A 356-nucleotide genomic window follows, 5' to 3' on the forward strand; every position below is an offset into this window, starting at 1 on the left:
GCCGAGAATCTCGGCATCGCTGACGGTGCCGCCCGCGAATGCGAAGCCCTGGCCTTGCGGCTTCGACAGGAAGCCCTTCGCGCCCGCTTCCGAATCCTGGAACGTCGCGTCGAGACGGCCCGACTTCAGGTCGGCGTAGGCCAGGTCCTGCGTCTGGTACGGCACGACCTCGACACCGGCCGGCGCCCACTTCTTCTTCGCGTACGCTTCCTGGATCGTGCCCTGCAGCACGCCGACCCGCTTGCCCTTCAGCGCTTGCGGCGTCGGCTGGAGGCCGCTGCCCTGCTTCGCGATCAGCTGGTTCGGGATCGTGTAGATCGGATCGGTGAACGCGATCGCGTGCTTGCGCTGGTCGG

Annotated in this window: 1 pseudogene; it reads right to left on the reverse strand. The window is 67.7% G+C overall.

Annotated elements, in window-relative coordinates:
- Nucleotides 1-356, reverse strand: a pseudogene (locus SB751_RS28685) (ABC transporter substrate-binding protein); the annotation flags it as partial.

The sequence above is a fragment of the Cupriavidus sp. SIMBA_020 genome (assembly GCF_046535395.1).
Classification (GTDB): Bacteria; Pseudomonadota; Gammaproteobacteria; order Burkholderiales; family Burkholderiaceae; genus Cupriavidus; species Cupriavidus campinensis.